Raw genomic sequence first — 25,011 nt, forward strand, 5'->3', positions numbered from 1 at the left:
TACTGGGCGTCAGATGAACACACACGAGGGACACAACAAGCGCAAGCAGGGCGCTGTTGTGCATGCGAAGAGCTTCCGGATTTCGCCACTGGCGCAAGCGATGGCGCTGGCATTGGCGGCCGGCGCGGCCACGGCGCCGGCGCACGCGCAGCAGCGCGCCTTCAGCCCCGGCTGGTTCAATGCCAAGGGCGCCGCGCAGGCCACGGCGACAGCCACCGGCATGCTGCCCAACGGGCTGCCCGCGTCCAGCCTCACGAATCCGGCCGGCCAGCAGCAGCGCGCCAACGAACAGCTCAAGCAGTCGATCAGCAACCTGAACCTGGCGGCACGCGGCATCGCGGCGCAGCAGGCGGCACAGGCCGCCGCGCGCGCGGCTGCACAGAACGATCCCTCGGTGCCCGACGGCCTGGCCGAAGGCGGCCTGAAGGTCGACACGAATTCGCTGACGGCCGGCTGGCTCAATGCGCGTCCGCTGACGGGTGACTCGCAGAAGAACGTCGACGGCCGCACCGTGGTCACGGTCGAGCAGACGGCCGACAAGGCGATCCTGAACTGGGAGACCTTCAACGTCGGCAAGAACACCACGGTGGCCTTCGCGCAGCAGAAAGATTGGGCGGTGCTCAACCGCGTCAACGACCCGGCCGCGCGTCCGTCGCAGATCCAGGGGCAGATCAAGGGCGACGGCACGGTGATGGTGGTCAACCGCAACGGCATCGTCTTCAACGGGACGGCGCAGGTCGACACGCGCAACCTCGTGGCCGCGGCAACGCAGTTCGATGACGCGCAGTTCCAGTCCGGCGGCGTGTACGGCAACGGCCTCACGCCCAATTTCAAGAACGCGCAGGGCCGCGTCGAAGTGCAGGCGGGCGCGCGCATTTCCACGCCTGCGCCGGCATCGGCCACGCAGGGCGGCGGCTACGTGCTGCTGCTGGGCAGCGAGGTGCGCAGCGCTGGCGAGATCGCCACGCCCGGCGGGCAGACGCTGCTCGCGGCGGGCGACAGCTTTGCCATCCGCAAGGGCGTGGGCACCGACGGCAACCAGACATCGACCACGCGGGGCAACGAAGTGGCCGTCACGCTGGCGGCCGACAGCAAGGCCGGCCTCGTCGTCAACACCGGCCTGATCCAGGCGCCCACCGGCGACGTCACGCTGGCGGGCCGCGAGGTGGTGCAGAACGGCGTCGTGCTCTCCAGCACCTCGGTGAATGCGCGCGGCACGGTGCACCTGGCCGCGACCGGTGCCGCCGGCAAGGTCACGCTCGGCGAGGGCAGCACCACGGCCATCGTGCTCGACACCAGCGGCACCACCGCGCTCGACAGCCAGCGCACCGCGCTCATGGCACCGGCCGTGCCTCAGGAGGGGCAGAGCTTCAGCCTGGCGGGCAACGACCGGCGCGACCTCTCGCGCGTGGACGTGGCCAGCGGCGGCACGGTGGAGTTCCAGAAAGACTCGCTCACGCTGGCCACCGGCGGCCAGGTGGTCGTCGACGCCAGGCAGCGCAGCCTGGTGCGCGAGGGCGCGCGCATCGACGTGTCGGGCGCGGTGGGCGTGAAGCTCACCATGGAGTCGAACAACGTCAAGATCAACGTGCAGGGCAACGAGCAACGCGACGCGCCGCTCAACCGCGACAGCAAGAACCTCAACAACAACGACCTGTGGATCGACCGGCGCACGCTGGTCTTCGTGCCCGGCGGCACCAACGGCTACCAGGGCGAGCGCTGGTACACGGGCGGCGGCCTGCTCGAAGTCGGCGGCTACCTGGGCACGCAGGGCCACACGGTGGGCGAGTGGATGGCGCAGGGCGGCGCGGTGAGCTTCACCGGCGGCGACGTGGTCACGCAGCGCGGCTCCAGCATCAACCTGTCGGGCGGCACGCTCGACGTGCTCACCGGCACCATCAACCAGAGCTGGCTCAAGGGCGCCGACGGTCGGCTGTACGAAGTGTCGAAGGCGCCGGGCGACCTGAAGTACACGGGCGTCTACAAGGGCTTCGAGGACGAGCACGTGCGCTGGGGCAAGAACGCCACCGGCTTCTTCTACAACCCGCTGATCGGGCCGCAGAAGCGGCTGGAAAACGGCTACACCGTGGGCCGCGACGCGGGCATGCTCATCGTCGGCACCAAGGGCGCGGTGCTCGAGGGCGACATCGTCGGCGAAACCTTCCAGGGCGACCGGCAGACGCAGGCGCCGCAGGCCGGGCTCGACGGCTACAGGCAGTCGACCAGCGCGGCGCCGCAGCGCGGGCAACTCATCGTGGGCAACTACGACGCGTACTTCGACAAGAACACCGGCACGCTGTACCGCCGGCTCGACCCCGCGGGCATCAAGAACGCGGTGCTCGGCGACACGGCACAGGGCATTGCCGCGGGGCTCGACCTCGCGACCGTGCTGCCGGCCGAGCGGCGCGACACGCTCTATCTCGACACCGACCAGCTCAGCGGCTTCAAGCTGGGCGCGGTGCGCGTGGCGACCACCGGGAGCATCGCGGTCACGGGAGCGCTGCAGGCAGGCAATGGCGGCAACATCACGCTGTACAGCCCGGGCGTGAAGGTCGATGCCGACCTGGTCGCGCATGGCGGCAGCATCCAGCTGGGCAACGTGCTCGAGCAGATCAGCAACAACTACCTGAAAGACACGAGCTACATCCGGCCACCAGCCGACGGCACTGCGTCGGTGGTGCTCGCGGGCGGCGCGAAGCTCGACACCAGCGGTCTCTGGGCCAACGTGCTGAAGAACCCGCTCGACGCGGGTGGCCTGGCGTATCGCAACGGCGGCATCGTGTCGCTGCGCAGCATGGGCGACGTGGTGCTGGGCAACGGCAGCGTGGTCGATGTGTCTTCCGGCGCCGGGCTGCTGGCCAAGGCCAGGCAGCAGGGCGGCAAGGGCGGCAGCGTCACGCTCGAGGCCGATGGCTTCAACACCGGCAACGGCCACGTCGCGCTCGATGGCGCCGTGCTGCGCGGCCAGGGCGTGGACGGCGGCGGCACGCTCACGGTGCAGACGAGCCGCATCGCCATCGGCGACACATCGGGCACGGCGCTTGCCGACACGCTGATGCTCGGCGCGAATTTCTTCGACAAGGGCTTCAGCCGCTATGTGCTCATCGGCAACCACGGCCTCACCGTGGCCGATGGCGCGCTGATCGACGTGACGATGCCGGTGTACCGCTTCGGCGCGAACGCGCAGGACCTCGCCATTGGCGGCAAGCCGGCCGATGCGCTGGAACTGTGGACGCCCCCGCTCTACCAGGAAGACGCCAGCAAGGCCGTGCTCACCCAGCGCAAGGGCGCGAGCCTGTCGCTGCAGGCCGGTACCTCGACCACGCTCGCCAAGGAACTGCCGATGGTGCAGGCCGTGGTGGGCAGAGGTGCCGCGATCAATGTCGACCCGGGCCAGGCCATCGAGGTGCGCAGCGTCGGTCAGCTCACGGTGGACGGCACGCTGCGTGCGAACAGCGGGCGCATCGTGCTGAACACGGTGGACATCAGCAACACCGAGCTCGACAAGGCCACGGCGCAAGCCCATGCGCGCTCGATCTGGATCGGTGAGCAGGGGGTGCTGGACGCCTCGGCGCACGCGGCCACCGCCACCGACGTCAACGGCAAGCGCTACGGCCTGGTGCGCGACGGCGGCAGCATCGTGATCGGCGGCGAGATCGACACGGCGCTCGGCAAGACCACCGCGTCGCAGGACTTCATCGTCGTGCGGCCGGGCGCGCTGCTCGATGCATCGGGCACGCATGCGGTGCTCGACGTGCCCGGCATGGGCGCCACCGACGTGGCCAGCAACGGCGGCAGCATCTCGCTGGCCTCGTACAACGGGCTGTACCTGAACGGCACGCTGCGCGCATTCGCGGGCGGTGCACGCGCGGCCGGCGGCACGCTGGCCGTGGTGCTCGACACGCCGGGTCTGCGCCTGCACCTGGACCCGCTGGAGCAGGCACAGGACCGGGTGCGCCGGCATCGCGTGCTGGTGCTGGGCGTCGAGCAGGGCGCGCCCCTTGCGCCCGCCGCCTTGAAGCCCGGCGTGGACGACGGCATCCTCGAATACGGCCAGGGCCGGATCGGCACCGACACGGTTCGGCGCGGCGGCTTCGACAACCTCTCATTGTTCAGCGGCTCGACGCTCGCGTTCGAAGATGGCGTCGACCTGCGCATGCGGCAGAGCCTGCAGATCTATGCCGGCGGCCTTGCGCTCGCCAAGAACGCGCCCGATGACGCGCATGTGTCGCTGGCGGCCGCGCAGGTGCGGCTGGCCGGGTCGATGACATCGATCACGCGCGAAGTCCTGAGGGCGCCCGTCGCCGAAGGTGGCGTGGTGCGCGTGCCGTCCGGCACCCGCCTGGAGCTGTCGGGCGACCTGATCGATGTTCGCGACGGCATGGGCCACGGCGTCGCCGGCAAGGTCGCCATGCTCGACAGCAAGAGCGAATCGCCCGTGACCGACCTGGCCGCCTTCGGCCAGATCACGCTGGCCAGCACCGGCGACCTGCGTTTCCTGCAGGGCAGGTCCGACGTCGGCACCTCCACCAGCCTCGTCGTGCCCGGCAGCCTGACCCTGCGCGCCGCGCAGATCTACCCGGCCACGGGCGTGGTGGCGCTGGTGTCCGCCGGCATGGCGCCGGACGGCAAGTACCGGCCCGACACGAAGCTGCGCATCGAGGGCACTGGCGCAACGCCGGACGTGCCGTACTCGGCCTTCGGCGACCTCACGATGCGCGCCGCCGTCATCGAGCAGGGCGGCGTGGTGCGCACGCCGCTCGGGCACCTGACACTCGGCGACGCGCTCACCACCGACATCCGGCTGCTGCCCGGCAGCCTCACGTCCGTGAGCGGCGGGGGGCTGAACATGCCCTATGGCGGCACCGTCGACGGCATCAACTACCTGTACAACGGCAAGCAGGTCAAGCTCACCGGCGTGGGCGCGGGCGATAGCTTCAACCGCAACCTGACGATCGGCCTCAGCTTCATGGGGGCCAGCGTGCAGGGCCAGGAGGGCGCGGCGCTCGACCTGTCCGGCGGCGGCAATCTCACGGGCGCGGGCTTCGTGAGCGGGCGCGGCGGCTCGACCGACGCGCGCTTCAGCCCGCTGATGCAGATCGGCGCCAACGGCGGCTTCACGCTGCCGGGGCTCGCGACCAACCCGGTGTATGCCATCGTGCCCGGCGCGCAGCCGGCGGTGGCACCCACCGGTGCAGAGAAGGGCGCGGTCGATCCGCTCGTCGGCCAGCAGATCACCATCGGCGCCGGCGTGCCGGGCCTGCCCGCGGGCACCTACACGCTGATGCCCTCGACCTACGCGCTGCAGAAGGGCGCCTTCCGCGTGGAGCTGAACGGCGCGGGCGGCCTCGGCGCGCCCACGCGTACGCAGGCGATGCGCAATGGCTCGTGGCTCGCCGCCTCGCAGCTGAGCGTGGGCCGCACCGGCGTCGGCGACACGCTGTTCCGCCAGGCCATCGTGACTTCGGCCGACGTGCTGCGCAGCTATTCGCAATACAACGAGACCGGCTACGCCGACTTCGTGCGCGCCGACGCGCTGCGCGTGGGCGTGCCGCGCGCCATGCTGCCGGTGGACGCCCGCAACCTGCACCTGCTGCTCGCTCCCGGCGCGGGCGCCGACGCCTTCCGCTTCAGCGGCGCTGCACGTTTCCAGGCGGGCGAAGGCGGCCGGGGCGGCTCCGTGGTGGCCGCGGCCTCCAATGCGACGACAGGCCTGGAGGTCGTCGCGGCCGGCGCGCCGGCGACGCCGGGCTTCAAGGGTGTCACGTACGACGCCGGCACGCTCAGCGGCATGAACGTGTCGCGCCTGGTCATCGGCGGGATGCAGGGGGCTGTATACGGCCAGGGCGGCAACGTCATCAAGACCGGCGACAACGTGCAAAGCGTGGTGGTGCGCCAGGGTGCAGTGCTGTCGGCGCCCGAAGTGTTCCTGTCCGCGGTGGGCGTGTCGAGCGCCATTGCCCTGAGCGTGGTGGTCGAGCAGGGTGCGCGCATCAACACCATCGGCCGGGGCAAGGCGGCCTACGATTCGACCGACGGTTTCGTCTACGACGCGAGCGGCCAGATGCTGATGGTCTCCAACGGCAGGGTGAGCACGCTGCCGGTGCCGCCGAGCGAAGGCACGCAGGACAACCGCCGCCTGCAGATCGGCGTGTGTTCCAGTGCCTCTTGCAGCGGCCAGACCGAGCTGTATTCCGAAGGCACCATCGCGATGGTCACGCCAGACCGCTTCGAGATGGGCGACGCGGTGCGCTACGGCACGCGCCACCTCACGCTGGCGGTGCGCGGCATCAACGTGGGCGACAACGCTGCGCTGGCCGCCGCCGCGGCGAACAACACGCTGCCGCCGGGGCTGGCCATGAGCCAGAGCCTGCTCGACCGCCTGCTGCGCGGCGACCGGCAGTACGGCGCGCCCGCGCTCGAGACACTGGAGCTCAGCGCGAGCGGTGGCGTCAACTTCTTCGGCACCGCGGCGCTGGACACCATCGACCCCGCCACCGGCAAGTCGACGATGGCGCAGCTGGTGCTGGCCACGCCCGCCATCTACGGCCAGGGCGGCGCGGGCGACGTGGCGACCATCCGCACCGGCCGCCTGGTGTGGCAGGGCATGACCACGGCGCCCACCTCGGTGGCGAGCGGCGGCGCGGGCACCGGCAGCGGCACGCTGAACATCGAGGCCGAGCGCATCGAGTTCGGCTACGGCCCCAACAGCCAGCCGAGCGGCCTGGACGACACCGCGCGCCTGGTGCTGGGCTTCGCCGACGTGAACCTCGAGGCCAGCGAGCGCGTGAGCGCCAACCACAAGGGCAGCCTCTCGGTCTACCAGTCGCAGGGCGCGTACGAAGCGGGCAAGGGCTACGCGTACAGCGGCGGCAACCTGAGCATCGTGGCGCCGCTGCTGACGGGCGAAGCAGGCTCAGTGAACCGCATCACGGCCGGCGGCAGCCTGCGCGTGGCCGCACCTACGGGCACAGCGGCGGCGGCCACCGGCGATGCTGCATTGGGCGCCGAACTGAGCCTGCGCGGGCACGACGTGACGCTCGACACGGCCGTCGCGCTGCCCAGCGGCAAGCTCACGGTGAGCGCCGAGCGCGACCTTACGTTGACCGATCGCGCGGTGCTCGACCTGGCCGGCCGCAAGGTGCCGTTCAACGACGTCACCAAGTACAGCGCCGGCGGCGACCTGGTGCTCGAAAGCCTGCACGGCAACCTGCGGCAGGCGGCGGGCTCGGTGATCGACATCTCGGCGCAGAACAACCGCGCCGGCACGCTGAAGGCGATGGCGCTCGACGATGCGGCCGGCACGGTCGACCTGCAGGGCCGCATCCTCGGCGCGAGCAGCGGCCGCTACGACGCGGGCGGCACGCTGGTGCCGTTCCTTGCGGGCAGCGTGGAAGTGCGCGCGCGGCAACTCGGCGACGCCGAGTTCGCGGCGCTCAACCAGCGCCTGAACGATGGCGGCGTGTTCGGCGCGCGCAGCTTCCAGCTGCGCCAGGGCGACCTGGCCATCGGCAACGGCCTGAAGGCCGGTGAGGTGAACGTGTCGCTCGACAACGGCAGCCTCACCGTGACCGGCACCATCGACGCCAGCGGCGAGCGCGTGGGCCGCATCAGCCTGGCCGCGAAGAACAACCTCACGCTGGCCGGCAGCGCGGTGCTCGACGCGCACGGCAGCACGCTGCGCGTGGACAGCCACGGCAAGATCATCGATTCGCCGAACCGCGCGATGGTGGAGCTCACGTCGCACAACGGGCAGCTCACGCTGGGCTCGGGCGCGCGCATCGACCTGCGCCACGGCACCAACGCCAAGGTGGGCGGCGAGCCCGGCCAGAACGACGGCATGGCGCGCGGCACGCTGGAGCTCAACGCGGGCCGCACCGGCGAGACCAGCGGCGACATCCGCATCGACGCCAGCGGCAGCATTGCCATCGACGGTGCGCGCTCCATCGCGGTGAACGGCACCTGGCGCTACGACGACGCGCGCTTCGGCACCGATGCGGCGGCCACCGGCCGGCCCTACCAGGTCATCGACCAGGCCTACCTCGATGCCAAGCACCTGCAGAGCACCGCCTTCATCGACAACGCGCTGGCCAACACCGCGCTGATGAACGGCAAGCTCGCGGGCCTGAACAACGCGCGCTATGCCGACGCCTTCCATCTGCGCCCCGGCGTGGAAATCGTCAGCAAGACACCCGACGGCGACATGGTGGTGCAGGGCGACATCGACCTGTCGGGCTACCGCTATGCCAGTGCCAACCCGCATGCGCAGAAGACCGGCGTGTACGGCTCGGGCGAGGTGGGCAAGCTGGCCATCCGCGCGGGCGGCAACCTCGACATATTCGGCAGCATCAACGACGGCTTCATGCCCCCACCCGCCACGCAGGACGACGGTGGCTGGCTGCTGCTGCCCGGCACCAACCTGCTGGGCGGCGATGTCGTGGTGCCGCGCGGCGGCGTGGTGCTGGCCGACGGCACCGTCTTCGAGGCCGGTGTCACCCTGAACTACGACTTGCCGATCAGGCCGATGGATTTCGGGGCCGGCCAGTTGATTCCGACGACAAGCGTGCTGGCCGCGCCGCTCGAACTGAAGGTGGGCACCGTGCTGAGCGCCGACGTGCGCGACGCCTCGGGTGCACTGTTGTATGCGGCGGGAAGCATCGTGGGCGGCACCAGCGTGACGCTGCCGGTGGGCACGCGCCTGGGGGCCGGCATGCGCCTGCCGTCGAATGCGACGCTGTCCGGCGTGGTGTGGCCCAAGGGCGTGCCGCTGCCCGGCGACGGCACGAAGTACGTGATGAACGGTGCCGTCACGCTGCCGCTGGGCGCGGTGTTGCCGGCAGGCACCAACATCAAGCTGCCCGACGGCGTGGCCTCGGTGAACCTTCGTCCGGACGGTGCCGGCAGGTTGTGGGCCGCGGCGGCGATGCTGCCCGAGGGCTCTCAGTCGTGGTCGGTGCGGCTGCTGGCCGGCGCGGACCTGGACGCGGCCGACAACCGCATCGTGCAAGTGCATCCGGCGGCGGGCCAGGGCAACCTGCGGCTGGCGGACAGCCACTATGGGCTGTTCGGCAAGCTGCTGCCGCCCAAGGGCGCCCAGCTCTGGACCCAGTTCGCGCAGGACGACCTTGGCTCCCTCGGGATCGAGGTCAAGGCCGGCGAGCCGATCGACGCGAAGTGGCTCGAGGACATGGGCGCGGGCACGATCGAATCGCTCTGCGCCAATACGCCGGCCTACTGCGTGCTCAAGAGCGCCTGGGGCTGGTCGCAGAAAGCAGCGGACGACCTGGCGCAGAGCGGGGTGACGGTCAAGGTGGGCGATCCGGTCGATCCGCAAGTTGTCGGCAACGTGGACGACTTCTGCATGAGTTCGCCGGAATACTGCGTTTCCGCCAACAAGCCCGAATACGCACCCACGCCAGCCAGCGTGCGTTTCAGCGTGGTGCGCACCGGTGCGGCCGATCTCGACCTGCTGGCAGCCGGCAACCTGCGCATGGACTCGCTGTTCGGCGTGTACACGGCCGGCGCTTCGTCGCAGGCCGCGCGGGCCGGTGACCCCTACAACCTGCCGCGTGCGGTGGGACCCAACGGCACGGTGCTCAACGATGTGGACGGCGCTTACGAGAAGTTCGTCAACGGCGGTGCGCAGAGCCTGGCGCGCGCCTGGTATCCGGCTTCCGGCGGCAACCTGACGCTCAAGGCCGGTGGCGACTTGAGTGGCGACATCATGCTGAGGCGGACAGACTCCGGCGCGGGGCGGCCAAATCCCGCCGACACCGGGTTCGACAGCAGTGCCATCGGCAACTGGCTGTGGCGCCAGGGCACGGGCGGCACCTTCGGCGGCGCAAACGATCAGCCCACGGCGTGGTGGATCAACTTCGGCTCTTATGCGGGCGTCGGCAAGGGTGTGGCCGACAAGTTGCTCGGCTTCACCGGCTTCGGCACGCTGGGCGGTGGCGACCTGCGCGTGGACGTGGGCGGCAACGCGGGCACGCAGACGCTGCGTGGCGCAAAACTGGAGGGCTTCACCGACAACCGGCGCAGCCAGGGCCTCGTGCTGGCGGTGGGCGGCACTGGCCGCGTGCTGGCCGACGGCAGCCTGAGCCTGACAGGGGGCGGCGACGTGCAACTGCGTGTAGGCGGCGCCCTCAATTCGCTCGATCGTCCGTTCTTGCAGGGGAGTGGCGGCGACGTCGACGCCGCGCTCAACGGCGTGGTCGTCAATCTGCGGGGCGATGTGCAATTGCAGGCCGGCAGCATCGGCAGCCTGCCCCTGACCTTCGGAACCTACTCGGTGCAGCAGTCGCCGCGCGAGACCCGCGCCTACGACCCCTACACCGCGACCCGCGGGATGGCGCAAGGCGGCATCGTGCTGGCGCCGGGAGACGCGAACTACACGCTGAGCACGCGCGGCGACCTGGTGGTCAAGGGCGTGATCGACCCGACGCGCGAGAACTTTCCCAATGCCACGCCGTTCAGCGCGAACGGCCTGTCGGGCCAAGGCAGGAGCTGGTTCAGCCTGTGGACGCCGAACACCGCCATCAACCTCTTCGGCGCGGGCGGCAACCTCGTTCCGGTGGCAGGCGGCACGGGCATCGCCGCGACCGACTCCGCGTATGTGTATCCCTCGATCCTCAGCGCGGTGGCCGCCAGCGGCTCGCTCTTCTATGGCGACTCGGCAACCGCCATCGACACCGGCACCGGCACTGCGCTGCTGTTGGCGCCAGCGGCCAACGGCAGGCTGGAGTTCCTGGCCAGGGACTCGATCTACGCGGGCGGCAATACCGTGAGCCAGTCGGGCGCGGCGGCCGCGGCGCTGGCGACACCGCTGCATCCGGCCTTCACCGGCACGGCCATCGACGGCACGGGTTTCGGCAACCTCTCGGGCGGCAACAGCCTGCAAGACGCCGACCGCCGCCCGCTGTTCGCATTCGGCGCCGACACGGTGTCGGGCGAGGCGGTGGGCACCGGGCCGGCGCGCTTCTATGCGGTGCGCGGCGACCTGGTCGGCGTGAGCAGCGGGCGCATCATGCGCTTCACGACCGAGGACGAGATGCGCGCGGGCCAGACCTGGTACGACGGCGCACAGCCGGTGTGGATGATGGCCGGGCGCGACATCGTCTCCAGCGGCACGCCGATCGGAGGGGCCGACATCGTGAATGGCTACAAGATGCCTAGCTTCCGCAGCACCGGCAACCTGTTCGTGCACCAGAAGCCGGGCGACATCTCGGTGATCTCGGCGGGCCGCGACATCCTGTTCAGCACCTTCAACGTGGCCGGCCCCGGCACGCTGGAGATCACGGCGGGCCGCGACATCCGCATGGACGGCACGGCCTCGGTCAGCAGCCTGGGGCCGGTGGTGCCGGGCGACAGCCGGCCCGGCGCGAGCATCGCGATGCTGGCCGGCGTGGGCGCCGGCGGGCCCGACTACGCGGGCTTCGCACAGCGCTACCTCGACCCGGCCAACCTGATGCAGAGTGGCCAGCCGCTGGCCGACCAGGCCGGCAAGGTGGTGAAGAACTACCACGGCAAGCTCAAGCTGGGTGACTGGCTGCGCGCCGAGCACGGCTACAGCGGCGACGAGGCGGGCGCGGCGGCCTGGATGGCGCAACGCCAGGCCAGCCTGGACGCGGAAGCCGGCAAGCCGCGCCGCGTGCTGGCCAACGACTACAGGCAGGCCAGCCAGCTGTACCTGGTGAACTGGCTCGAAGCCTCGCAGGGCTACGGCGGCAATGGCGGTGCACAGGAGGCGCTCGCCTTCTTCAACGCACTGCCGCCCGAGCAGCAGCGCAGCTACCTGCGCGGCGTGTACTTCGCCGAGCTGAAGGAAGGCGGGCGCGAATACAACGACGAGAACGGCGTGCGCTACGGCAGCTACCTGCGCGGGCGCAACACCATCGCGTCGCTGTTCCCGGGCACCCGCTACAAGGGCGACATCACGATGTTCGGTTCGGCCGGCATCAACACCCTGTTCGGCGGCGACATCGCGCTGCTCACGCCGGGCGGGCGGCAGGTGTTCGGCATCGAGGGCGCGGCGCCCAAGGCGGTGGGCACGCTGATTCCGGGCGTCATCACCCAGGGCGCGGGCGACATCTCGCTGTATTCGCTGGGCAGCATCCTGCTGGGCCAGAGCCGGATCATGACCACCTTCGGCGGCAGTGTGCTGGGCTGGTCGGCCGAGGGCGACATCAACGCCGGCCGGGGCTCGAAGACCACGCTGGTCTACACGCCGCCCAAGCGCGTGTACGACCGCTGGGGCAACGTGGTGCTGTCGTCTGACGTGCCGAGCACGGGCGCGGGCATTGCCACGCTGAACCCGATTCCGGAAGTGCCGGCCGGCGACATCGACCTGATCGCGCCGCTGGGCACCATCGATGCGGGCGAGGCAGGCATCCGCGTGTCGGGCAACGTGAACCTGGCGGCACTGCAGATCGTGAACGCCGACAACGTGGCGGTGCAGGGCAAGAGCACAGGGCTGCCGGTGGTCGCGTCGGTGAACGTCGGCGCGCTGACCAACGCCAGCGCGGCCGCCTCGCAGGCGTCGGCAGCGGCGCAGGACGCGATGCAGCGCGATCGCGCGGCACAGCGGCAGGCCTTGCCGTCGGTGTTCACCGTGCGCGTGCTGGGCTTCGGCGACGAGTCCGCGGGCGGTGCGCCGGGTGCCGGCGAAGTCAGGCGCAAGCCGGCGGAACAGGCGAGCTACGACTCGTCAGGCTTCATCCAGATGGTGGGACACGGTGCGTTGACCGACGCGCAGATCGCGCGCCTGAGCGAGAACGAGCGCCGCGGCCTGCCGCGCGGACGCTAGCCGACGACGTCGCCGCCATGATGTCGTTCTCTTGTGTGCCCTGCGGTGATGCCGCAGGGGGAGCTGCCGCCGTTGCCGCGCCACCGGATTTCCAGGCGCTGCTGGTGGCGAACTACGCGCAGTTGCACCGGCGGCTCGCGCGGCACCTGGGCTGCGCCGATGCAGCCACCGAGGGCCTGCACGACGCGTGGCTGCGCCTGGCCGACGCGGCGTATGCGGCCTCCGTGCAGAGCCCGGTGGCCTACATCTACCGCGTGGCCTGCAACGCCGCGATGGACCGCGTGCGCGCCGACCGCCCCTGGCAGTACGCCAGCGATGCGCAAGACACGCTCGAACACCTCGTCGACCAGGCGCCAGGCCCGGAGCTGATCGCCGAGGCACGCTCCGACCTGAAGGCGGTCGAGCGCGCGATGCGGGGGCTGCCGAACCGGCACCAGGACATTCTGGTCGCCCTGCGCGTGCATGAACTGACGCGCCAGGAGGTGGCGGTGCGGCATGGGCTGTCGCTGCGGCGCGTGGACACCACGCTGCGGCAGGCGCTGATGCATCTGCCGTTAGGCCGGCAGATTGCGGCATAAATTGGCGAAAAGTAATACTTAGGAATCAAATTATTGATATTTGCAAATAAAAGGATTACGGTGACTCCACCATGGACACCGCAAGGCTCGACATCGCAGTACCAGCAGGCTGGAAGTGTTGGATCGAGCTCAAGCGAACGCCGAGCGGCACTTACGCCGGCATCGCCGAGCTGAGCCTGAGCGGCATTCCGCGCTGCGCGCTGGTGATCACCCAGCAGCTTTCTTGGGACGCGGCGGTCGAGCGCGCCACGTTGCGCGCGGGCCATTTCGTGCGGCAATGGGGGCCGGCGCGGGAGCACTGATTCACTGCTTTTTTCCTCCATGAACCGGAGGCATTCGGCGTGCCCGCAACACCGGGCCCGCGGCCCGCAGCGTGTTCGGCGGGCGCATGGTAGAAACCGCCACCCCACGTTTTCTTCTCTTGCGCCGCACCGCCATCGTCTCCATGCCGAACCTCCAGGACCGGGCCGACAAACCGCATGCCCGGTGGCTGGCGTGGCTGCTGTTCGGCATCGCAGCCTTGTTCCTGGCCGGTTGCGCAGGCTTGCCCACCGACGTGCAGCGCAAGCCTTCGACGGCAATCACGAACGGCGCAGACACCACGCTCGGCCGCCTCGTGCAGGCGGCAGCGCCGCCCGGCGAACCGCTGAGCGGCTTTCGCCTGCTGCCGATGCCCCAGTTTTCGCTGCATGCGCGCATCGAACTGGCACGCCGCGCGCAGCGCTCCATCGACGTGCAGTACTACCTCGTGCAGAACGACGAGACCGGGCGCTACCTGTTGCGCGCGCTGGGCGACGCGGCCGACCGTGGCGTGCGCGTGCGGCTGCTGGTGGACGACCTCTATACCGCCGGCGCCGATCCGCTCTTCACCAGCTTCGCCTCGCGCCCGAATGTCGAGGTGCGGCTGTTCAACCCGTTCCCCGCGGGGCGCGACCGCTTCGGCACGCGCCTGGCCGCGTCCTTCCTGGACTTCGACCGCATCCACCGCCGCATGCACAACAAGCTGTACGTGGTGGACAACACGGTGGCGGTGATGGGCGGGCGGAACATGGCCAACGAGTACTTCCTGCGCGACGGGGGCTCGAACTTCATCGACATCGACACGCTGGTGGCGGGCGCCGTGGTGCCCAAGCTGTCGTCGCTGTTCGACATGTACTGGAACAGCCCGTACGTCTATCCGATCGAGTCGCTGGTGGCCTCGGGCAGCGAAACACCGCAGCAACTGCGCGAGCGTTTCGACCGGCTGACCACCGGGCCGGCGCAACTGCATCCCGAGGAGCCGGACTCCACCGACCTGCTGGGCAACAACCCGCTCGCCAAGGACCTGGACGCGCGTGTGCTCAAGCTCACCTGGGCACGTGCCGAGGCTTATGCCGATCCGCCGGACAAGGCGCTCGCGCCCACGGAGGAGGGGCGCGGCCTGCCCGCCGACGAGTCGAAGGACAGCGTGCTCTACAACCTGCAGCGCTACCTGCGCGGCGCCGAGAACGAGATCATGCAGACCACGCCCTACCTGATTCCGGGGCGCGGCGGCATGGAGACGATCCGCCTCGTGCGCGGCAACGGCGTGAGCTACAGCATCGTGACCAACTCGCTGGCGGCCACCGACGAATCGCTGGTGCACATCGGCTACCGCCGTTATCGCGCCCAGATGCTGCGGCTGGGCGTGGAGCTGTACGAACTGAGCCCCAAGCGGGTGGAGCAGACCAAGCGCTTCGGCATGTACGGCTCGGCCAGCGGGCGGCTGCACGGCAAGTCGGCGGTGATCGACCGCAAGATCGTGTTCATCGGCTCGATGAACTTCGACCCACGCTCGATGCTGCACAACACCGAGATCGGCCTCTTCATCTTCAGCCCGCAGATTGCGCAGCAGCTCACCAGCCTGATCGGTTTCATCCGGCTGGACGGTGCCTACCAGTTGCAGTTGGGGCCCAGCGGTGCCATCGAATGGGTGAGCCCGGCTGCGGGGGATGCGGCCGACACCATCTTGCACACCGAGCCCGAAACGCATTTCTGGGCGCGCTGGAAGCTGGAGCTGCTGGCACCGCTGGTGCCCGAGAGCCTGCTTTAGCGAACGGTCGACATGACCGTCGCACGACACCTGGCGCGGTCGAGGTGGGTGGGCAGCACGATGCAGTTGTCGAAGGCGCGTTGCTGCATGTCGCTGAGCCTTGGCCTGTCGCGGGCAGGCGGCGACTCCCGCTCGGACTCGTAGTAGGGGCGCGAGGGCGGGGCGCCGTAGTACTCGTAGTCCCGATCCCGGCTGTGGCGATTGGTCTCGCAACCGGCAAGGCATAACAAGGCCAACATACCGCCCCAAACAAGCAGACGCAAAATTCTTCTCCGTTTCGAGGGCGGGCTGCAAAAGGTGCCCGGCCTCGGTGGCGCAAAGCTTAGTGCCGCATCCGGGGCGCAAGCTGAAGGGATCATGAATGCCTGATGAATGGCCGATGGGGCAATGCATTCACAACAAGCTGTGCGGCGGCATCCATAAAAAAGGGGATGGTGGGCAGGAGGGGGTCATCGAAGAATCGCCACGCTCGTGTGACGAGTTGATTCTTTTGTTTGACCTCCTTCATCCAGAACCCTCCATGAAAACAAATTCTGCGACCCCGGCTGCTTCGAACCAGTTCTACAAGACGACGCGCTGCGCATGCGCCGTGGCGCTCCTGATCTCGCTCGTCGCCTGCGGTGGGGGCGGAGGCGGCGGCGGCGGCGAGTTCGCCGGCTTTCCCGTCGGCGGGGGCAACACCCCGCCGGCGAGCGATCCGCCGGCCGTGGCCCAGGGCTTCTCGGGCACGGCGGCCGCCGGCCTGCCGCTGTCGGGCAGCGTGACCGTGAAGGACGCGAAGGGCGCCACCAAGACGGTGCCGCTGTCGACCGACGGCAGCTACAAGGTCGACGTGACCGGCATGACCGGGCCCTTCGTCTTTCGCGCCGAAGGCACGGTGGGCGGCCAGCGCACGGTGATCCACTCGGCGGCCACCCCCGCCGATGCCAACGGCACCATCAACATCACGCCGCTGACCGACCTCGTGGTGGCCAACATCGCGGGCCGGCTGGCCGACAAGTACTTCGACAGCGGCGACTTCGGCTCGCTGACGGCGGCCGAGCTGAAGGCTGAGTCCGAAGGCCTGAAGGCCAAGCTGCTGCCGGTGCTGCTGGCCATGGGCGTGGACGCGAGCATCGACCTGCTGCGCACCGCCTTCACGCCGCTGTCGAGCGCACTGGACAAGGCGCTGGACGTGCTGCGCGTGAGCGTGGACCCGGTGACCAACGTGGCAACCATCACCAACATCGTGACGCAGCAGCAACTGGTGGACGACCTGGCCGTGAAGGCCGCCGCCGAAACCGCGACCACACCGCTGAGCGGCGATGGCATGGCCACGGCGGCGGACGACATCACGCTGATCCGCAAGGTGCTGTCGGACTACGTGGGCAAGTTCGCGAATGGGTTGCCGTCGCCGGCCGAACTGACGCCGCTGCTGACGAGCACGGACCCTGTCACCGGCGCCTACGACTTCCGTTCTTCCGACATGACCGCGGCCGACTTCGTCAATGAATCGGCGGCGGACGTGAACCTCGTCGGCGCCAGCTTCGCGGATGTGGTGATCCAGAAGATCAACTACACCATCGACGCCAACAACCAGAGCCCGCGCGCCTTTGTCGAATTCACGCACAAGGACAAGAACGGCGTGGCCTTCAGCAACAACCAGGGCATGCAGATCGTGAAGGGCACGGACGGCACCTGGCGGCTGCGCGGCGACGGGCGCGTGCTGGACCTCAATCCGCACGTTCAGGCCATCAAGGACAACGCAACGGGCTGCGTGAGCTCCGCGCTCCAGTTCTCCATCAAGGACCTGGATACGGGCAACAGCGGCAACGTCGCTTCGGTGGTCGTGACCGGGCCGGGGCTTCCTTCGGCCGGCCTGCGCCATATGCGCCCATCGAGCGGAGGCCTCTGGTTCCTGCAGGGTTCCAGCAACAACAATTTCTTCTACCTGGCGTCGAACTGCAGCAACCTGCCCCCAGGGTTCGTGGCAATGGCCGAGAGCGATATCGCTGCGATTCCCGCGAGCCCCGAGTACACATTCACGGCGTACAAGAGCGACGGCGTGACGATCGCGCAGCGCGGCGGCTTCGACATCGTCTACAAGCACCGCTTCCACGGCCGTCCGCTCACGCTGGCGGAAACTTCCGCCGTTGCCTTCCCGAGCTTCACGACCTCGCCGGCCCTGGCTTCCTACAACGGTGGGGGTGACTTCACGGTCAGTGCAACGGGCCTGAACCCCGGCTTTTCTGCGGAGTTCTTCCTGAACCTGATGACGGGCCCTTCCACCGGATCGCAGGACCAGTCCGACGTGGCGCCATCGACCGCGGGTGCCGCGTCGAAGACCTTCAATCTGCCGCTCGTGTCGGGTCCGTTCGCCTACCGGAACATGTATGTCAGCACGCGTGACGTGAACTGGCGCGACATCGTGGTTCGCGATCAGAACTGATGACGCATCCGACGCATTGAAAAAGCCCTCGGAAGGGGGCTTTTTGCCGAGGGGAGGAGAGAAAGGGCTACTGCTGCAGCAGCCCGTTGAGGTAGGGCTCCGGATTGACGGCGTTGCCGTTCTTGCGGATCTCGAAGCGCAGCTTCACGCGGTCGGCGTTGCTCTTGCCCATCTCGGCGATCTTTTCGCCCTGGCGCACCACCGCGTTTTCCTTCACGAGGATGGCGCTCAGGTGGGCGTAGGCGGTGAGGTAGGTCTCGTTGTGCTTGACGATCACCATGTTGCCGTAGGCCGGCAGCTCGCCACCCACGTACACCACGCGGCCATCGGCCGAGGCGACGACTGCATCGCCCAGGTTGCCGGCGATGTCGATGCCCTTGTTGCTCACGCCGTCGAAGCGCGAGATGACGCTGCCGCCCGCGGGCCGGATGAACAGGGCCTGGCGCTGCGCGGGTGGCGCTACGCCAGGGCCGGTGCGCTGGGGCGTGAGATCGACCGTTGTGCAGGCTGCGAGGCTCGCGGCCATCAGCGCTGCGGCGGCGGAACGGAAAACAAAAGTCTGAAGGTGCATGGCGCTGTGTTGGAACGGATTCGTTGGGGAGGGTTCCTTCGGCTTGGCGCGCAGGGCGTGCCAACCGGACGATGCTAGCAAACTCGTGCGCCGACCCTTCCAGAAGAACCTTGCGCGAAGGGCCATTGAGCGCTGCTGTTACTTGAGCGGGATCGGCGTGCCACGGTCGATGGGCACCGCCGTCACGCTGTTCTTGGGCGAGCCGTCGATCAGCAGGTCGGAGTAGGTCAGGTAGACCAGTGTGTTGCGCTTGGCATCAACCATGCGAACCACGCGCAGGCGCTTGAACAGCACCGACAGCCGTTCGCTATAGACCTCCTCGCGCTTGGGCAGCGGCTGCGTGATGCTGACCGGGCCGACCTGGCGGCAGGCGATGGAGGCCTCGGCCTTGTCCTCGGCCACGCCGAAGGCGCCGGCCAGCCCGCCGGTCTTGGCGCGCGAAACGTAGCAGGTCACGCCGCTGACCTTGGGGTCGTCATAGGCTTCGATCACGATCTTGTGGTCGGGGCCGATGAGCTTGAAGGCGGTGTCGACTTCGCCCACCGTTTCCCCCTTGGCCGCCGACGCCGCCAGCGCAAAGCCGAGGCTGGCGCCATAGAGGAGGGTGGCGCGGAGTGTCTTGTTCATGGATGTCGTCAAACGATGCTGAGTTCGTGCACGCGGTCGAAACTGCCGCGCCGCCGGTCTTCGAAGAAACGCTCCAGCGCTTCGCGCACGGTGCGAAAGGCGATCTCGTCCCAGGGAATTTCTGCCTCGGTGAAGAGCTTCGCCTCGATGGTCTCGTGGCCCGGATCGAAGCGGTCGTCGAGCAGGCGGGCACGGTAGAACAGGTGGACCTGGCCCACGCGCACCACGCTGATCACCGCGAACAGGCTTTCCATCTCGAAATTGGCGCCGGCTTCTTCGGTCGTCTCGCGGGCGGCGCCCTGGGCGGTCGATTCCTCCAGCTCCATGAAGCCGGCCGGCAACGTCCACTTGCCCCAGCGCGGCTCGATGTTGCGCTTGCACAGCAGCACCTTGTCGCCCAGCACGGGGATGGTGCCCACCACGTTCAGCGGGTTCTCGTAGTGGATCGTGTGGCAGGCCGGGCAGACGGCACGCGGCTTGGTGTCACCGTCGTCCGGAATACGGTAGACCACCGCGGTGCCGCAGTTCTTGCAATGCTTGATGGGTACGCGCAGGAGCATGTGGCCGTCTTCGTCGTGGGTCTTCAGACGACCTTGACGGTCAGCTTCGGCAGGCCCGCCACTTCACCCACCAGGGTGTCGCCGGCCACCACGGCGGCCACGCCTTCGGGCGTGCCGGTGAAGATCAGGTCGCCGGGTTGCAGCTCCCAGGCGGCCGAGAGGTGTTCGATGGTTTCGGCCACGTTCCAGATCAGCTTGCTCACGTTGCTGCGCTGGCGGTCGGTGCCGTTGACCTGCACGGAGATTTCTGCCTTTTCGGCATCGCCGGCCTGTGCCACGGGCACGATCGGGCCGATGGGCGCGCTTTGCTCGAAGCTCTTGCCGATGTCCCAGGGGCGGCCCTGTTTCTTCATTTCGCCCTGCAGGTCGCGGCGCGTCATGTCTAGGCCGACGGCGTAGCCGTAGATGTGCTTGTGCGCGTCCGCTGCCAAGATGTTCTTGCCGCCAGTACCGATGGCGACCACGAGTTCGATCTCGTGGTGCAGGTTCTTGGTGAGCGTGGGATAGGCCATGGTGCCGGTCTGGCCCGCATCGACCACCACCACCGCGTCGGCGGGCTTCATGAAGAAGAAGGGCGGCTCGCGGCCGGTGAAGCCCATTTCCTTGGCGTGATCTTCGTAGTTGCGGCCCACGCAATAAATGCGGTGCACCGGAAAGCGGGCCGGCTGGCCGACCACCGGAATCGAAACCGTGGCGGGCGGGGCGAAAACAAACTCGGAAGCCATTGCGACGTGTCCTTTGTCAGCGAAACCTGTGGGGGAGACCGGCAGTGTGCCAGAGGCAGGGCGCGGTTGCCTCGGTGGCGCACCGGGATCGGCGGGCGGACCACAATAGACGCCCCGTGCCGTTCTTCGTTCCTTTCTCTCTTTCACCATGCCCCTTCGACTCGGTAAAGCCGGCAAAGCCACCGCCCTCAACGAACTCGGTCGCCAGCGCGACGAGGAGGGTGATCAGGACGGCGCGCTGCACGCCTATCTGCAGGCAGGCCAGGCCCATCCGCAGTGGGCCGTGCCCTGGTTCAATGCCGGCCTGATTCACAAGTACCGCGGCGACTGGGCCGCCTCACTGGCCGCCAACGCCGAAGCGGTGCGCCGCGACCCCGGCAACGAAGGCGCGCTGTGGAACCTCGGCATTGCCGCCACGGCGCTGGGCGACTGGGCCACGGCGCGGCGCGCGTGGCAGCGGTACGGCGTCGGCGTGCCCGATGGCGACGGGCCGGTCGACTTCTTCATCGGCCTCACACCGATCCGCGTGCATGGCGACGAAGCCAGCGAGGTCGTCTGGTCGGACCGCATCGATCCGGCGCGCGCCATCCTGCGCAACGTGCCGACGCCCGCCTGCGGACACCGCTACGGCGACCTCGTGCTGCACGACGGCGCGGCCAACGGCTACCGCCTGCGCGGTGAGCGCGAGGTACCGGTGTTCGATGCGCTGGAGCTGATTGCCCCCTCCGACTACGCGACCTACGAGGTCTCGATCGAGGATGCGACAAGCGCGGACATCGACGCGCTGATCGAGCGCTTCAAGGCGACCGGCGGCAGCGCCGAGAACTGGAGCACCAGCATGCAGATTCTTTGCAAGGCCTGCTCCGAAGGCCGTCCCTACGGCGAGGGACACGACCACCCACCCGGGCAAGCCCCTGGCGAGACAGGCCCCTGGCGCATCGGCATCGCCTCCCGGGAGGAAGCGGCGGCCCTGCGCATCCTCGAAGAATGGCGCGACGCCACCACCCCGAAGGCTGGCCTGCACGACCTGCGTTGCGTGCTGCCGGCTGTTGCGCGCTCATGACGGGCGCTATGCTTGGGAAATCATGAAGCTGCATAACTATTTCCGCTCCTCCTCCTCGTTCCGCGTGCGCATCGCCCTCCAGTTGAAGGGCCTCGATTTCGACTACGTTCCCGTGCACATCGCGCGCGGCGACCACCGCACCGGCCCGTACGCCAATCTCTCGGCCGACAAGCTGGTGCCACTGCTCGAAGACGAGGGCGAGCGCTTCTCGCAGTCGATGGCCATCATCGAGTACCTCGACGAAACGCACCCCGAGCCGCCGCTGCTGCCGAGCGACCCCGTGGGCCGTGCCCATGTTCGCGCGCTGGCGCAATCCATTGCGTGCGAGATCCACCCGCTCAACAACCTGCGCGTGCTCAAGTACCTCGTGAAGGACCTGAAGCTCGACGACGAAGCCAAGAACGCCTGGTATCGCCACTGGGTGCGCGACGGCATGCTGGCCTTCGAGCGCCAGCTCGAGCAGTACCCCGGCAGCACCTTCTGCTACGGCAACACGCCGACCCTGGCCGATTGCTGCCTGGTGCCGCAGGTCTTCAACGGCCGCCGCTTCGACTGCGACTTCAGCGGCCTGCCGCGCAGCATGGCCGCCTTCGAAGCCTGCATGGAACTCGATGCCTTCCAGCGCGCACAGCCCTCGCAGGCGCCCGACGCGGAAGCCTGATTGAGCGCCGCCACCATGGACGCGCACTGGCTCGTGCCGGACTGGCCGACGCCGCCGAACGTGCGGGCCGTGTGCACCACACGGGATGGCGGTGTTTCGCTGGGGCGCTACGAAAGCCTGAACCTGGGCGATCACGTGGGTGACCTGGCGGCGGATGTGGCCACGAACCGCGATCGTCTGCGGCAGGCCATCGGCGCGCGGCCGGTCTTCCTGCAGCAGGTGCACGGCACCGGCGTCGTGGCGCTTGATGCCGATCAAGACATCGTGCGCGACGGCACAGCGGCCGATGCCTGCACCGCCACGGCCGTCGGCCTGGCCTGCACGATCATGGTTGCTGATTGCCTGCCTGTGCTTTTCACCGACGAGGCGGGCGAGCGGGTGGCCGCTGCCCACGCCGGCTGGCGCGGCCTTGCCGGTGGCGTGCTCGAACAGACTGCCCAAAGCTTCATGCCCGAATCGGCAGCGGGTCCAACGCATGGCGCTAGCAAAGTCATAGCGTGGCTGGGGCCGTGCATCGGCCCGAAGGCCTTCGAGGTCGGCCCCGAAGTCAAGGCCGCTTTCGAGGCCCACGCGCCCGAAGCCGCAGCCTGTTTCTTGCCTGCGCCGGCGCCCGGCAAATGGCTGGCCGACCTGCCCGCGCTGGCCCGCCAGCGGCTGCGCACGGCTGGCGTCGACGCGGTCTACGGCAACGACGGCAGCGACGGCTGGTGCACCGTCGCCAACCCGTCACGGTTCTTTTCGCACCGGCGCGACGGCATCAGCGGACGTTTCGCCGCCCTGGTCTGGAAGGTCTGACGCCACGGGTGCAGCCGCTGCCTTGGCAGCGGCTGCACTGCGTGCCGCTTCCTGCGCCTCGGCCTCGCGCTGCTTGATCGCGCGACGGCGGGCCGGGGCTCCCATCAGGTAAACCACCAGTGCCACCGGCGCCAATCCGTACAAAAGAAATGTGAAGATGGCGCCCAGCACGGTGCCCGTGGTGTTGGTGGCTTCGGCCACCGCCATCATCACGACAACGTAGAGCCAGCCGATGACGATCAGATGGATGAACAAAACAGGTTTCAGTCGGTAAGGGAAAAGAGCGGCGTTGTCGGTGCCGTGCGAATGCAGGATACTCAAAACACGCACCCATCCGGATTCGACTCAGGCGAGGACCAGGAGACATGATGAAGCAACAAGCGACGGGGGCGGATGCATTCGCGCCCTTCCAGAAGGCACTTTCAGAGGGATGGACCCAGGCGCTGGAATCCTTCCAGCAGTCCGCCACGCAAGGAGGCACGGCTTTCAACGTCGGCGGCAGTCCGCTGTGGCAGATGCCGCAGGCGGCCAAGATGCCCGAGATGCCCAAGTTCTCCATTGCCCCCGAAAAGCTGCAGGCCATCCAGCAACAGTACGTCGCGGAAGCCTCCGAACTCTGGCGCAACGGCCTCCACGCCAAGCCCGAGGGCGACAAGCGCTTCGCCAGCGAAGCCTGGGGTAGCAATCCGCTGGCGGCTTTCTCGGCCGCTGTGTACCTGCTCAACGGCCGCACCATGCTCAGCATGGCCGAGTCCATCGATGCCGATGAAAAAACCAAGGCGCGCATGCGCTTCGCGGTCGAGCAATGGATGGCGGCCTCGTCGCCCAGCAACTCGCTCGCCTTCAACGCCGAAGCGCAGAAAAAAGCCATCGACAGCCAGGGCGAGAGCATCGCCAAGGGCATCCAGAACCTGCTGAACGACGTCAAGCAGGGCCACCTCAGCATGACCGACGAAAGCGCCTTCGAAGTGGGGCGCAACGTGGCCACCACCGAAGGCGCCGTGGTGTTCGAGAACGAGCTGTTCCAGTTGCTCGAATACAAGCCGCTCACCGCCAAGGTGTACGAGCGGCCCTTCCTGCTGGTGCCGCCTTGCATCAACAAGTTCTACATCCTCGACCTGCAGCCCGAGAACTCGCTGATCCGCTATGCGAATGCGCAAGGCCATCGCGTGTTCGTGGTGAGCTGGCGCAACCCCGACGAGTCGCTGGACAAGGCCACCTGGGACGACTACATCGAGAACGCCGCCATCAAGGCGATCCACGTGGCGCAGGAAATCAGCGGCAGCAAGCAGATCAACACGCTGGGCTTCTGCGTGGGCGGCACCATCCTGAGCACCGCGCTGGCCGTGCTCGCGGCGCGCGGCGAGAAGCCGGCGGCGTCGGTCACGCTGCTGACCACGTTCCTCGACTTCAGCGACACCGGCATCCTCGATATCTTCGTGGACGAATCGATGGTGGCGTACCGCGAAATGCAGCTCGGCAAGGGTGGCCTGCTGCCGGGCATGGACCTGTCTTCGACCTTCAGTTTCCTGCGGCCCAACGACCTCGTGTGGAACTACGTGGTCGGCAACTACCTCAAGGGCGAGACCCCGCCACCGTTCGACCTGCTGTACTGGAACAGCGACGCCACCAACCTGCCGGGCCCTTTCTATGCCTGGTACCTGCGCAACACCTACCTCGAGAACAAGCTCGCGAAGCCAAATGCGCTCACGGTGTGCGGCGAAAAAATCGACCTCGGCAAGATCGACATTCCGGCCTACATCTACGGTTCGCGCGAAGACCACATCGTGCCCATCGGCGGCGCCTATGCATCAACGCAGTTGCTGCCGGGCAAGAAGCGCTTCGTCATGGGTGCATCGGGCCACATTGCCGGCGTGATCAATCCGCCATCGAAGAACAAGCGCAGCCACTGGATTCGGGAAGACGGCAAGCTGCCGAAAACACAGTCCGAATGGCTCACGGGCGCGCAGGAGCACCCCGGCAGCTGGTGGACCGACTGGGCACAATGGCTCAAGGGCCACGCGGGCAAGCAGGTGCCGGCGCCCAAGGCCTACGGCAAGGGCAAGACCTACCAGGCCACCGAGCCGGCGCCCGGCCGCTACGTCAAGGCAAGAGCCTGACCCGCAC

At 68.4% G+C, this 25,011-nt stretch carries 15 protein-coding genes; 9 read left to right on the plus strand and 6 right to left on the minus strand.

All coding sequences use genetic code 11. The features are described 5' to 3' along the window. Positions 1-13 precede the first annotated feature (13 nt). The 4 genes from H7F35_RS25825 to H7F35_RS25840 all read left to right on the plus strand — a co-directional run bounded on the left by H7F35_RS25825 (position 14) and on the right by H7F35_RS25840 (position 15,454). The gene (locus H7F35_RS25825) at positions 14-12,805 is read left to right on the plus strand and encodes a filamentous haemagglutinin family protein (protein WP_187109397.1); all 12,792 of its coding nucleotides are present in this window, start codon (positions 14-16) and stop codon (positions 12,803-12,805) included. 17 nt (positions 12,806-12,822) lie between these two features. Beyond that, positions 12,823-13,383 (plus strand): RNA polymerase sigma factor, encoded by a 561-nt coding sequence (locus tag H7F35_RS25830; protein WP_187109398.1) that lies wholly within the window; start codon positions 12,823-12,825, stop codon positions 13,381-13,383. A 71-nt stretch (positions 13,384-13,454) separates the two neighbouring features. Further along, positions 13,455-13,685 (plus strand): hypothetical protein, encoded by a 231-nt coding sequence (locus tag H7F35_RS25835; protein WP_187109399.1) that lies wholly within the window; start codon positions 13,455-13,457, stop codon positions 13,683-13,685. 143 nt (positions 13,686-13,828) lie between these two features. Further along, positions 13,829-15,454: a phospholipase D family protein gene (locus H7F35_RS25840; RefSeq protein ID WP_187109400.1), complete on the plus strand. Its 1,626-nt coding sequence runs from the start codon at positions 13,829-13,831 to the stop codon at positions 15,452-15,454. On the opposite strand, the gene H7F35_RS25845 is transcribed toward H7F35_RS25840, so the two are convergent. Continuing rightward, complete coding sequence (locus H7F35_RS25845; protein ID WP_187109401.1) at positions 15,451-15,693, minus strand: hypothetical protein; 243 nt, start codon at positions 15,691-15,693, stop codon at positions 15,451-15,453. The genes H7F35_RS25840 and H7F35_RS25845 overlap by 4 nt on opposite strands. A gap of 281 nt (positions 15,694-15,974) precedes the next feature. Here H7F35_RS25845 and H7F35_RS25850 point away from each other — a divergent pair, with 281 nt between their 5' ends. Beyond that, entirely contained in the window at positions 15,975-17,882 is a 1,908-nt protein-coding gene (locus tag H7F35_RS25850) for a hypothetical protein (protein ID WP_187109402.1), read from the plus strand. A gap of 67 nt (positions 17,883-17,949) precedes the next feature. On the opposite strand, the gene H7F35_RS25855 is transcribed toward H7F35_RS25850, so the two are convergent. From H7F35_RS25855 to H7F35_RS25870, 4 genes are all read right to left on the minus strand, one after another. Next, the gene (locus H7F35_RS25855) at positions 17,950-18,453 is read right to left on the minus strand and encodes a murein hydrolase activator EnvC family protein (protein ID WP_187109403.1); all 504 of its coding nucleotides are present in this window, start codon (positions 18,451-18,453) and stop codon (positions 17,950-17,952) included. A gap of 138 nt (positions 18,454-18,591) precedes the next feature. Then, positions 18,592-19,080, minus strand: coding sequence for a CreA family protein (locus H7F35_RS25860; RefSeq protein WP_187109404.1), 489 nt, complete (start codon positions 19,078-19,080; stop codon positions 18,592-18,594). A gap of 8 nt (positions 19,081-19,088) precedes the next feature. After that, on the minus strand, positions 19,089-19,640 hold the full coding sequence (locus H7F35_RS25865; protein ID WP_187109405.1) for an NUDIX hydrolase: 552 nt from the start codon (positions 19,638-19,640) through the stop codon (positions 19,089-19,091). Between the two features lie 23 nt (positions 19,641-19,663). Continuing rightward, positions 19,664-20,365 (minus strand): fumarylacetoacetate hydrolase family protein, encoded by a 702-nt coding sequence (locus tag H7F35_RS25870; RefSeq protein ID WP_187109406.1) that lies wholly within the window; start codon positions 20,363-20,365, stop codon positions 19,664-19,666. A gap of 148 nt (positions 20,366-20,513) precedes the next feature. Between H7F35_RS25870 and H7F35_RS25875 the strand changes: the two genes are divergently transcribed. Genes H7F35_RS25875 through pgeF form a run of 3 tightly spaced genes read left to right on the plus strand, consistent with a single transcriptional unit; the run spans position 20,514 to position 22,884 of the window. Further along, positions 20,514-21,428, plus strand: coding sequence for a tetratricopeptide repeat protein (locus H7F35_RS25875; RefSeq protein ID WP_187109407.1), 915 nt, complete (start codon positions 20,514-20,516; stop codon positions 21,426-21,428). Positions 21,429-21,450: 22 nt separating this feature from the next. Then, positions 21,451-22,089: a maleylacetoacetate isomerase gene (gene maiA / locus H7F35_RS25880; protein ID WP_187109408.1), complete on the plus strand. Its 639-nt coding sequence runs from the start codon at positions 21,451-21,453 to the stop codon at positions 22,087-22,089. Between the two features lie 15 nt (positions 22,090-22,104). Further along, on the plus strand, positions 22,105-22,884 hold the full coding sequence (gene pgeF, locus H7F35_RS25885; protein ID WP_187114413.1) for a peptidoglycan editing factor PgeF: 780 nt from the start codon (positions 22,105-22,107) through the stop codon (positions 22,882-22,884). Here the strand turns inward: pgeF and H7F35_RS25890 are convergent. Next, positions 22,816-23,139, minus strand: a complete 324-nt coding sequence (locus tag H7F35_RS25890; protein WP_187109409.1) for a hypothetical protein — start codon at positions 23,137-23,139, stop codon at positions 22,816-22,818. The two genes, pgeF and H7F35_RS25890, sit on opposite strands and share 69 nt — an antisense overlap. A gap of 113 nt (positions 23,140-23,252) precedes the next feature. Between H7F35_RS25890 and phaC the strand changes: the two genes are divergently transcribed. After that, entirely contained in the window at positions 23,253-25,004 is a 1,752-nt protein-coding gene (gene phaC / locus H7F35_RS25895; protein WP_187114414.1) for a class I poly(R)-hydroxyalkanoic acid synthase, read from the plus strand. Positions 25,005-25,011: the final 7 nt, after the last annotated feature.

The sequence above is a fragment of the Variovorax sp. PAMC26660 genome (assembly GCF_014302995.1).
Taxonomy (GTDB): Bacteria; Pseudomonadota; Gammaproteobacteria; order Burkholderiales; family Burkholderiaceae_C; genus Variovorax.

Coding starts and splice junctions, on each gene's coding strand:
- H7F35_RS25825 (WP_187109397.1), top strand. CDS start 14: ATGAACACACACGAGGGACACAACAAGCGCAAGCAGGGCGCTGTTGTG.
- H7F35_RS25830 (WP_187109398.1), top strand. CDS start 12,823: ATGATGTCGTTCTCTTGTGTGCCCTGCGGTGATGCCGCAGGGGGAGCT.
- H7F35_RS25835 (WP_187109399.1), top strand. CDS start 13,455: ATGGACACCGCAAGGCTCGACATCGCAGTACCAGCAGGCTGGAAGTGT.
- maiA (WP_187109408.1), top strand. CDS start 21,451: ATGAAGCTGCATAACTATTTCCGCTCCTCCTCCTCGTTCCGCGTGCGC.
- H7F35_RS25840 (WP_187109400.1), top strand. CDS start 13,829: ATGCCGAACCTCCAGGACCGGGCCGACAAACCGCATGCCCGGTGGCTG.
- H7F35_RS25860 (WP_187109404.1), bottom strand. CDS start 19,080: ATGAACAAGACACTCCGCGCCACCCTCCTCTATGGCGCCAGCCTCGGC.
- H7F35_RS25870 (WP_187109406.1), bottom strand. CDS start 20,365: ATGGCTTCCGAGTTTGTTTTCGCCCCGCCCGCCACGGTTTCGATTCCG.
- H7F35_RS25845 (WP_187109401.1), bottom strand. CDS start 15,693: ATGTTGGCCTTGTTATGCCTTGCCGGTTGCGAGACCAATCGCCACAGC.
- H7F35_RS25850 (WP_187109402.1), top strand. CDS start 15,975: ATGAAAACAAATTCTGCGACCCCGGCTGCTTCGAACCAGTTCTACAAG.
- H7F35_RS25875 (WP_187109407.1), top strand. CDS start 20,514: ATGCCCCTTCGACTCGGTAAAGCCGGCAAAGCCACCGCCCTCAACGAA.
- phaC (WP_187114414.1), top strand. CDS start 23,253: ATGAAGCAACAAGCGACGGGGGCGGATGCATTCGCGCCCTTCCAGAAG.
- H7F35_RS25865 (WP_187109405.1), bottom strand. CDS start 19,640: ATGCTCCTGCGCGTACCCATCAAGCATTGCAAGAACTGCGGCACCGCG.
- H7F35_RS25855 (WP_187109403.1), bottom strand. CDS start 18,453: ATGCACCTTCAGACTTTTGTTTTCCGTTCCGCCGCCGCAGCGCTGATG.
- pgeF (WP_187114413.1), top strand. CDS start 22,105: ATGGACGCGCACTGGCTCGTGCCGGACTGGCCGACGCCGCCGAACGTG.